9 protein-coding genes are annotated in these 10,196 nt (G+C 44.3%); all 9 read left to right on the top strand.

Features of this window, described 5'->3' with window-relative positions:
- The coding region (locus ASC50_RS02855) for a nucleotidyltransferase domain-containing protein (RefSeq protein ID WP_162491126.1) at positions 1–138 on the top strand (138 nt) is incomplete at its 5' end.
- 20 nt (positions 139–158) lie between these two features.
- A complete protein-coding gene (locus ASC50_RS02850; RefSeq protein WP_056928669.1) occupies positions 159–974 on the top strand; it encodes a hypothetical protein in 816 nt (271 codons plus the stop codon).
- Positions 931–1,650 (top strand): T9SS type A sorting domain-containing protein, encoded by a 720-nt coding sequence (locus tag ASC50_RS02845; RefSeq protein ID WP_158648325.1) that lies wholly within the window; start codon positions 931–933, stop codon positions 1,648–1,650. The genes ASC50_RS02850 and ASC50_RS02845 overlap by 44 nt, the downstream gene beginning before the upstream one ends.
- Positions 1,651–1,656: 6 nt before the next feature.
- Positions 1,657–2,091, top strand: a complete 435-nt coding sequence (locus ASC50_RS02840; protein WP_158648324.1) for an alpha/beta hydrolase family protein — start codon at positions 1,657–1,659, stop codon at positions 2,089–2,091.
- A gap of 19 nt (positions 2,092–2,110) precedes the next feature.
- A complete protein-coding gene (locus tag ASC50_RS02835) occupies positions 2,111–2,911 on the top strand; it encodes a T9SS type A sorting domain-containing protein (RefSeq protein ID WP_158648323.1) in 801 nt (266 codons plus the stop codon).
- A 21-nt stretch (positions 2,912–2,932) separates the two neighbouring features.
- The gene (locus tag ASC50_RS02830) at positions 2,933–3,709 is read left to right on the top strand and encodes an outer membrane beta-barrel protein (RefSeq protein WP_158648322.1); all 777 of its coding nucleotides are present in this window, start codon (positions 2,933–2,935) and stop codon (positions 3,707–3,709) included.
- Between the two features lie 101 nt (positions 3,710–3,810).
- Positions 3,811–5,646: a beta strand repeat-containing protein gene (locus tag ASC50_RS02825; RefSeq protein ID WP_055431529.1), complete on the top strand. Its 1,836-nt coding sequence runs from the start codon at positions 3,811–3,813 to the stop codon at positions 5,644–5,646.
- 4 nt (positions 5,647–5,650) lie between these two features.
- The gene (locus ASC50_RS02820; protein WP_082592050.1) at positions 5,651–6,085 is read left to right on the top strand and encodes a T9SS type A sorting domain-containing protein; all 435 of its coding nucleotides are present in this window, start codon (positions 5,651–5,653) and stop codon (positions 6,083–6,085) included.
- Between the two features lie 5 nt (positions 6,086–6,090).
- Positions 6,091–10,196, top strand: a 4,106-nt coding sequence (locus tag ASC50_RS02815) for an FG-GAP-like repeat-containing protein (RefSeq protein WP_158648321.1), incomplete at its 3' end; no start/stop codon positions are given.

Genomic DNA, 10,196 nt, shown 5'->3' with positions numbered 1-10,196 from the left:
TTCGGCTCACAGGCACGCGGCGATGAGCGTCCGGAATCGGATTGGGATTTGCTCGTGCTTTTGGATAAGCCTAAACGTGAAGTGAAAGATTATGACATTTATGGTTACCCTTTCACAGATTTAGGGTTTAGAGTTTAGAATTTAAATATTTGTTTAAGATGAAAAAGGTTTTTTCTTTTCTTTTTGTTGTGATGTTGGGAGGGGCTGCGGTGCAGGCTCAAGCTCAGGGGCGGGCAATAGTGCCGCAAAGTGATGCGATGGACAAAAAAGGGGTGTCCGAAAAGTTGCTGGTGCCAAATAGGGTGCCGGTTAGTGGTAACCGGCCGGCGAGGTCTACCCTTCGAGCGGGTGCCTCTACGGATTTGGGCGATGGATTCTACTTGTTGGATGCGGCCACCGACCCGAGAAGCACGGTGGTGGCGTATAAAGTCAGTAGCTCCCAATTGCCGAATCTGATTAAAGCAGACTTTGAATATGAGCCTGAAATGCAGACTGTTTCTAAAGCTGTATATGCCAAATTTCAGGACGATTTTGATTTCCTGTTTTTTGTGTTAGACACGGTTAATACGCCAAGTATCATTAGCACATTAGGCTTTTACGGAGTAAACCATCAGGTGAGCAATAGTGTTAAAGGCATTGGAAGGACTGTTTATTCCAATGCAGCAACGTGGGGGTCTGCCGGCAAGTTGCAATCGGTCATGTATTTTCCTATGTACGATGCCATCTTGCGGGGACCAACTTTGCATGAGTTGGTTCATAATTGGGCCGCCTTTATTTGTCCAACGTTTGATGTGACAGGCAAGAGCTATATCGGACACTGGGGTGTTAGCAATGCAGGTGGTCAATTAGGTGGCTTCAAATATGTGAGAATAATCGAGGAAAATAGCGGAGGAGTAGCGGGTAAAACAAAATATCAGGCAAGCATGAAGAGTGATTTTTTCCGGAGGATTTGGAGAAAATGCCAATGGAGGTAACAGTTTGGTATATAGCGACATCGAACTCTATATAATGGGGTTGAAATCGGCAAAGGAACTCAGAGATGCTAACTTCCGTTTGGATGTTTATACGGGCAATAGTTACGAAGAATCCGGAGAATTTTCGTTTGGAAAGGGCTATTTTTATTCCACCGGCGTAACCTCCTACACTATTGACAACCTTATCGCATTGAGCGGAGTCCGTGAGCCTGATGCCGCCGCTTCGCAAAAAAACTTTAAAGTATTAACGGTGATACTTTCCCCTGCTGAAACGCCTCAGCACTACGCAGACATTGTGAAATCTGTATCATGGTTTACGGGGGGAATGAATGACAATAGTTATCCCGGATGGTCCGTTTTCAATTTTGCACAGGCAACAAATGGCGCAGGCACAATGGAAGCCGCAGGGATAAAGAATAGCCTGAAATCACCCCCGGCAGCCATAGAATCCTTGCCCGCAGGGTCGTGGCGAGCCGCGGGCTTACAAGTGCAACCCAACCCCACCACGGGCATGGTTTATATCAACAATGCCGATGGTGCAGAGGTGAAGTTGTATAACCTCTCCGGTGAATTGCTACTCCTCACTACCGAAGATCACATTGATTTATCAAGCTATCCCAATGGCGTTTATCTGTTGCAAGCAGGTGATGAAACGGTGAAGGTGGTTAAAAAATAAACTGTTATGCAAGTGAGCAAAATACGGTTTTTCCTTCCGCTCTTTGTGTTGAGCCTGCTGATGGTACCTCAGCAGGCACTCGCAGCTTCTACGAATGGCAACCTCAAAGAAAAAAACGTGCTTGCAGGTGGTTTTCAGCGCGAATATCTGATTTATACACCCAATAATCCGCAATACAGTCAGCCAAGCGGCATCCTTGTGTGCCTGCATGGGTTAAATAGCACGATGAACGATTTTTTCGATACTTATAATGTGTCCAAAATGGCTGATGCGATGAATTTCATCGTTTTAGCACCTCAAGCACTGCCGGAACAAAGTGCGACGGTGATTAACACGGCAAGTTTGGTAAGTCTATTCATGCCGAGCGAGTTTTCATTGGATGCTGTTTGGGGGTGTGGGTTGAAAGTTAAGGTGAATTTTTTTTGGTGCCACACTGTTTGAGGCTACCTTGAATAGCAATGTGGATGATACAGAGTTTATCAATTCGCTGATAAACAGCACTTTGAAAACCTATCCTGCCGCAGCTGGCAATGTGTTTATGTTAGGAACATCGATGGGCGGCTATATGTCGTATCAATTTGCTGTGGCGCACGGGGAAAAACTGTCGGGATTGATTTCGCTCGCCGGCTCCATGGGGCTGAGTATCAACCCGGCAGGGAGTAAGGCGAAAGTGCCGATTTGCGATTTTCACAGCACTACGGACGCGGTAGTGCCCTATTCCGGTGCTATGGAGCAGGTGGGGGCGACCATCTATTTAGCCAAGCCGAAATCGGAAGTCATCCAATATTGGGTAGCAAACAACGCCGCCGGTGCTCCGGTCAGCGAAAACGTGCATAATTATTCCTCCAACAACGGCGTTACGGTGGAGAAAACCACCTATCCGTCAGCCAAATACGAAGTCATCCACTACAAAATGACCGGAGCCGAGCATAGCCGTTTTCTCCGAAAAGAGTCCGGCGATTGCATGGACCATATCGAAGAAATAACCAAATTCATCGCAGCTCATGCCGCATCCAACCCAACCGGAATAGACATCCCAACAGAGCAGCCGGAGCTGTTTTATCCCAATCCTGTCCGCGATGTAGTGTATTTTGCCGCAGAAGCCGGAAATGTTACCATTTACGATTTGACCGGAAAAGTAGTTTTATCCAAGTCGTTCTGTTTGAGGCAATTGGATGTGTCATCGTTACCCTCCGGTGTTTATGTGATGTCTATCCAATCGGGCAGAATTGTTCGCACGAGTAAGTTGGTTAAACGTTAAAAATCATTAAAACTTGTTGTTATGAAACATTTATTTTTTGTAGCAATGACTGCGACATTGATTTTTACGATATTTCCTCCATGCGTTGGAGCCATGCCAAAAACTGAGCCTGCGGATGGAACGACACAAGCCGATTCTACGCGGCGGGTGACGCGCAAAGCGATTAAGCCGAAACGTAAATTGCCCAAAATCACTTTGACGGCTGATTTGGGTTACGGATGGCGAGATGCCAAAATAAATGCGGAGTTGAATGCTTACGAGAAAGCGTATTATGAAAATTTGATGTTGGGATTGGTGGTAGATGCCTCAGTCCACTATTATTTGAACGATTACTATGGGGTAGGATTGATTTATGCCGCACATCATGCCAATCACAGCCAATATAGCTCTCTGCAATATGGGGACGGAAGCAGTGAAACCGGCATTTGGAAAACCAACAACGCAATCCGGTTTATCGGTCCGGCTTTTTTATTGCGGATGCCTGTCGGTCGTCAAAAATGGCTGCTTGAGGCGAGTATCGGATTAGGCTATGCAGGCTATTCTTCAAAGGAAACATTTGAGAACCAAAGCGCAAACATGTATGGCTCCACCTTGGGAGGTCGTCTGACGCTCGGTGCGGAGTACAAAGTGGATGCGCATTGGGCGATAGGTGCCCGACTTTCTGAAGTGGTGGGAGCAGCAACCAGCCGAACAAAAGCAACCGACGGCTACAAAAAATCGCTTCCGGCAAGTACCAATGAGAGAATCGGATTAGGGCAATTTCAGTTGCTGGCAGGTGTGCGTTATTATTTCAAATGAGAGTCCATTTAAATTTGGAAATTTAAAATATTGTTTTTATCTTTGTAGCCGAAAATTGAGCAAAAATTGGCATTCAATATAAATGTTTAAATTATAAAGTCATGAAAAAGAGTACATTATTTTTTATCTTGGTTTGCGGCTGTCAGACAGCCGCGTATTCGCAAAGTTGGACATCTGGCACAGGTGTATTGTACAGCAATCCTGCTGCAATAGATGTAGGTATTGGCACGTCGGCTCCAAAAGCTAAATTGGATGTGAATGGCAGTGTTTACGTTCCATCGGGGCAGTCCTATTGGATTGGTTCTAATTCAGATGCAGGCAACAGATTAAAATTGCATCATTCCGGGAATGCCTACATTGATTTTGCGCCCAATCTGTATTTTAGGGCAGGCACGCAAGATGCCGTCACCTTTCTCCAAAATGGCAATGTGGGTATTGGTGTTACAACCCCAACGAGCAAGTTACAGGTTGGTGGCAATGTCGCTGTGAGTGGCACTATCGCTACAGGAAGTGCCACGATTACAGGCAACGCCGCTGTTAGTGAAACTATCTCGGCGAAAAATGCCACGATTGCCGAAAATGCGGCTGTTGGTGGCACTGTTTCTGCGGCTGATGCAACGATTGCCGGTACTGTTTCGGCAAAAAATGCAACGATTGATGGCAACGCGGCTGTTACAGGCACTGTTTCGGCGAAAAATGCAACGATTGCCGAAAACGCGACTGTTGGTGGCACTGTTTCGGCGGCAAATGCAACGGTTAACGGTACTGTTTCGGCGAAAAATGCAACAATTGATGGCAATGCGGCTGTTAGTGGCACGGTTTCTGCGAAAAATGCAACAATTGATGGCAATGCGGCTGTTAGTGGCACGGTTTCTGCGAAAAATGCAACGATTGCCGAAAACGCGGCTGTTACAGGCACTGTTTCGGCGGCAAAAGCAACGGTTGGCGAAGTAGCCGTTAGTGGAGCTATTTCTGCGGCTAATGCAGCGATTTCCGGCAATGCGACTGTTACCGGCACTATTTCGGCGGCAAATGCTACAGTTAACGGCACTGTGTCTGCGAAAAATGCAACGATTGATGGCAATGCGGCTGTTACAGGTACTGTTTCGGCGAAAAATGCAACGATTGCCGAAAACGCGACTGTTGGTGGCTCTGTTTCGGCGAAAAATGCAACGATTGCCGAAAACGCGACTGTTGGTGGCTCTATTTCTGCGGCAAATGCAACAATTTCCGGCAATGCGGCTGTTAGTGAAACTATTTCTGCGAAAAATGCCACGATTTCCGGCAATGCGGCTGTTAGTGAAACTATTTCTGCGAAAAATGCTGCGATTTCCGGCAACACGGCTGTTACCGGCTCTATTTCTGCGGCAAGTGCCGCAATTTCCGGAAATGCAACTATTGGAGAAACTATTTCTGCGAAAAATGCTGCGATTACCGGCAACGCGGCTGTTACCGACACTATTTCTGCGGCAAGTGCCACAATTTCCGGCAATGCAACTATTAGAGAAACTATTTCTGCGAAAAATGCAGCAATTACCGGCAATGCAGCTGTGAGTGGCACTATTTCGGCGGCAAATGCCACGGTTACCGGCAATGTGGGTATTGGTGTTACTCATCCGACTGCCAAATTGGATGTCGATGGTACTGTTCGTGCCAAGGAAGTGAAAATCATCGTTGCCGGTGCGGATTTTGTTTTCGACGAGGATTATCCATTACAGCCACTGTCGGAAGTAAGCGATTTCATTAAAGAGAATAAGCATTTGCCGGAAATTCCCTCTGCCTTGGAGATGCAATCCGGTGAAGGGATGGGTGTGGGCGAAATGCAAGTGAAACTGCTGCAAAAGATTGAAGAACTCACGCTCCATGCTATTCAGCAGCAGAAAATGATTGAGGCATTGACATCTAAAATTGAAAAATTAGAAACTAATAAACAGTAGAGCCATGAAAAAATCATTCGTTTTTTGTTTGCTGTTAATGACAGGAATTGTCGGTGTTTTCGGAGACGAAAATGTGTTGGAATCCATCCGTTTTGGTTATGATGCTGCCGGCAACAGGGTTTCCCGTTCGGTGGTTTACGATGACTCTCCTCTAAGAAGTGCTAATGACACCACGTTTTATTCTGAAATGCTTGCGGAAATGGTCATCAAAATTTATCCTAATCCAACGGAAGGGCTGTTGCAAGTGAGTATTGAAAATATGAAGGAGGGCACAACGGCTCAAATTGCGCTCTATAATTTGCAAGGCAATTTGATTACCACTCAAAAAGGCATTCGGGATGTTGCCAATTTGAATATCACCAGTCAGCCGGCAGGGGTTTATCTGTTGCACATCATTGCGGGGACGGAGCACACAAAATGGAAAATCATTAAAAAGTAGCTGCCATGAAAAAGATATACATCAAATTTTGGATAGTCCTTACAGGTATTTTTTGCGTCCCTCCCTCAGTATTTTCGCAAACGATAGAGGAAGCGCGAGAGTGGACTTTCGCAGCCCCTGTGAGTGGCAATAAAACTTATGTGGCGTTGGATTCTATCACTCTGAAGCCCGGATTCAGTTATACGGCGACATCCGGAAATTCGTTTATTGGTCGAATAGACCAAACGTTGTTGTTTCCGCCAACGGGGAATACGTACGCCAGACCGGATGGCACAATAAGAAGCAGCTCAACAGAGGGAGCTATGGTGGGCAATCTGTCCGGTACGTTGGATGTTAGTCCAAGTGGTGCGGCAACTTATAGTGTGCCGATAGAAGTTCCTGCGGGCATTCAAGGTCTGCAACCGAGTATTTCTTTAGTGTACAATAGTCAAGTCGGCAACGGATTGGTGGGTTGGGGGTGTAATTTGTCAGGAATATCCGTCATCACTCGCGGGACAAGAGACATCTATCACGATGGGGCAGCCGGGGGATTGACCCATTTTATAGGTGATGCCTATTATTTGGACGGACAAAGGCTACTTCTTCATGCTTCGGCGGGACCTGTAGGAGACGAAGGGGCTTTGTATTTTCCTGAATCTGACCCTTTTACACTTGTGATTGTGCATGGAACATATACCACTACTATTGCTGACACATGGTTTGAAGTGGTAACCAAAGACGGAAAGGTATACTATTATGGCCGCACAACCGGTGCCCGTCAAAGTTATACTGCAGGGCGTTCTACTCCCAGAATCAACGCATGGTATTTAGATTATGTAGAGGATGCTTTTGGTAACTATATGAATTACACTTATCACAAGGATAATTATTTTGTGCGCCCAAACACTATCACTTATGGAAAAAACAAAAACGAAACCACGCCATCGGAAAATACAGTTTCTTTCAACTATACTTCTCGCTCTGATAAAGTGCCTTTCGTAATGGAAGGTGTCAAAGGGTCTATGTCCTATCGTTTGTCCGGCATCACGTCTAAAACGGGGAGCACTACTTATCGGGAATATGTCTTTGAATATGCTGAAACTGACAATTTTTCGCGTTTGAAAACTATAACAGAAAAGAATGGTGCGGGAGAACATTTTAATCCAATCATATTGAGTTGGGATGTTCTGCCGGCGTTTTCACAAACGGCTTCTTCTCTAACATTCAATACCGGCTCAGTAAGCACATCTGCCGGTTATGGAGCGCAAAGTTTCTTTGCGGCTGACATGAACGGAAACGGGTTGTCTGATTTGGTTGGAACATATATGAGTGGAAGTTCCAAGTATGCCATTGTATATAAGGCATCTCTTAGTTCCGGAAATGTGCAGTTTTCTCCGACAACAATTTATAACTGTGGAGAGCATTCTGTTAGCTTGCTGCCGCTGGATTTTAACGGCGATGGCATTAACGAATTGGTATCGCCCGAACTTGTCGGTAACACTCTTAAATTTAACTTTGTTAATAGTAATTCAAAACTCTTTTCAACCACTTTGATAAGTGGAGAAGTACCTGAATTTGCGATTGCTGATATGAACAACGATGGTAGAGTTGATATTATTTTTATAGATAAAGGTCAAAGTTCAAATAGATATCCATGTTACATTATCGGTCACAATCAAGACTCAGATGCAGCCATATATAAAGCTTCGTTTAATCTTACACTGCCTTCCAAACCTGAAAAATTGTTTGTTGCCGACTATGATGGCGATGGCTTAAATGATGTTTTTGTAGTCCACTCTACCGGCTATACGATTTTTTGGAATCGAGGGACCGGCATTAGCAATTCTGCTCTTTCTGATGCCGGCTCTACATCCGAAACATTATTTAATAAAGATTACCGTTACATCAAAATTGGTGATTTCAACGGCGATGGTTTACCTGATTTTATTGTAAATGAACATTGTAATGCCAATTGGCATATAATTATGAATAATGGAAACAAAACATTCACTAAGACAAAATCCACTGTTATTTCCAATCTTAATATTATTGAAGAAGAATATACAAATAGAAATGATAATAAAGACCAATGCTTTGTTATGGATTTTGATGGAGACGGGAAATCTGATATTATTATTAACGATGCTGTTTATGATAGAAAAACAGATTGGTGGTATGATAATTTTGGCATAGGAGAACCTTGGGGCGAATTTAATAAGCATAGAGTGTATTGGTTTCGCTCCACGGGAACCTCTTTTGAATTGTATAAAACTGTTATTTACGATAAAGATGATGCCTTAAGCCAATATTTTGCAATCGGCGATTTCAGCGGAACCGGCAGACAGGAATTAATGTTCTACGGCTTTGATTGTTCTGCGACCAGGCAAATCTCTACTGCCAAAGAACAAAAATGGCGACTTTATAAACGGAGTGGCTATACTGCCAATAGCGGAAAAGTTACCTCTATTACTAACAGTTTGCAAAATAAAACAACATTGGAATACGCCTCTCTTGCCAATGGTGGAATTTATACCAAAGGGACAGGTGCACAATATCCGGTAATGGATATGCAGGCACCACTCTATGCCGTGAAGAAAGTAACTGCCAATGCGGGAACAACGGAGGCAAGTGCAACCGATTACACTTATAAAGGAGCCAAAGTGCATACGCAGGGCAAAGGTTTTCTCGGTTTTAATGAAGTTGTTGCTTTAAATTCAAAAACGAACCATAAGACAACTACAAGTTACGGCTATGATCCAACTTATTATATCCCATACATAGCCGAACAAAAAATAACCCTTGAGTCATCTTATTCAAGAACTATAACCGCTATTTCAACCACAACGAATACTAAAACCTATCGAAAGCTTGCCAATAAACGCATCGTTCCGTATATAAATTCGCAAACCATTAGAGATGGGCTAACCGGTTTGTCTGTTACTACAAAAACATCCGATTATGATGAGGATGGAAATCCAGAAACTATCAAAATCACCAAGGGCAATTTGGTAGAAACGCAGACACGGTATTATGTATGGCGCGGGCCAAGGTGTGTGCCGGATTATGTTAGTGTCAAAAAAGAATATGACGGAAACACCTACACGCGGACTTCCACTTACGAATACAATACGCAAGGAGCAATGACCAAAGAAATAATAGATCCGGACGATGGAAATAAAGTAGAAACTGTTTACAGTAATTTTACAAATTTTGGGCAACCGAAAACGATAAAAGTAACAACTAATGGGCAAACACGCACTTCAACCGTTGCATACACCTCTTCCGGTCGCTTCATACGGTCGAAAACCAATCATTTAGGCGAGACAACTACCTACGACTGGGATGAAGCACGCGGGCTGTTAAACAGTGAAAACAACCGCTTGGGAAGCACTTCTTACAAGTATGACGGTTGGGGGCGGCTTACCAATACCACCTATCCTGATGGGCTTAAATCGGTGGCAACTTTGCAATGGGCAGGCAGCACAGCCGGAAAACCCACCAATGCTAAATATTACAGTTATGCAGAAACATCAGGACAATCGCCGGTCATAATTTGGTATGATGCGTTAGGGCGAGAACTTCGTAGCGAATCATACGGCTTAAGCAAAAAGAAGATTTGGGTGGATACCGAATATAATACCAAAGGACAAGTCTATCGCGTGTCGGAACCCTATTTTGATACAGGCACAAAAACATGGGCTTCTACTTACTCGTATAATATTTACGGCATGATCGACTCTATTGTTACGCCTATGGGAACCACCAATTACGCCTATTTGGGATTCACAACCATCGTTACTACCCCCACCGATACAAAAGAAACCACTATCAATGCGGCAGGATTAGTCGTTTCTGAAACGACTAATGAGAAAACCGTGAATTTCACGCATTATGCGTCAGGTCTTGTAAAGACGGCTACGCCTGAAGGTGACCCGAAACTAAATCACGAATTAAGCATGGAATACGATTTGCAAGGCAACCGCACGAAACTGACCGACCCCGATGCCGGAACAATTACATCTAAATACGATGGCTGGGGGCAATTGACGGAAGAAAAACAAAAAATCCATGATAACAGCTATGTTACCACTTCATATAATTACGCAACCTCCGGTTTATTGAACTATAAGCA

The sequence above is a fragment of the Candidatus Symbiothrix dinenymphae genome (assembly GCF_001431085.1).
This window is presented reverse-complemented; position numbering and strand designations above follow the sequence as displayed.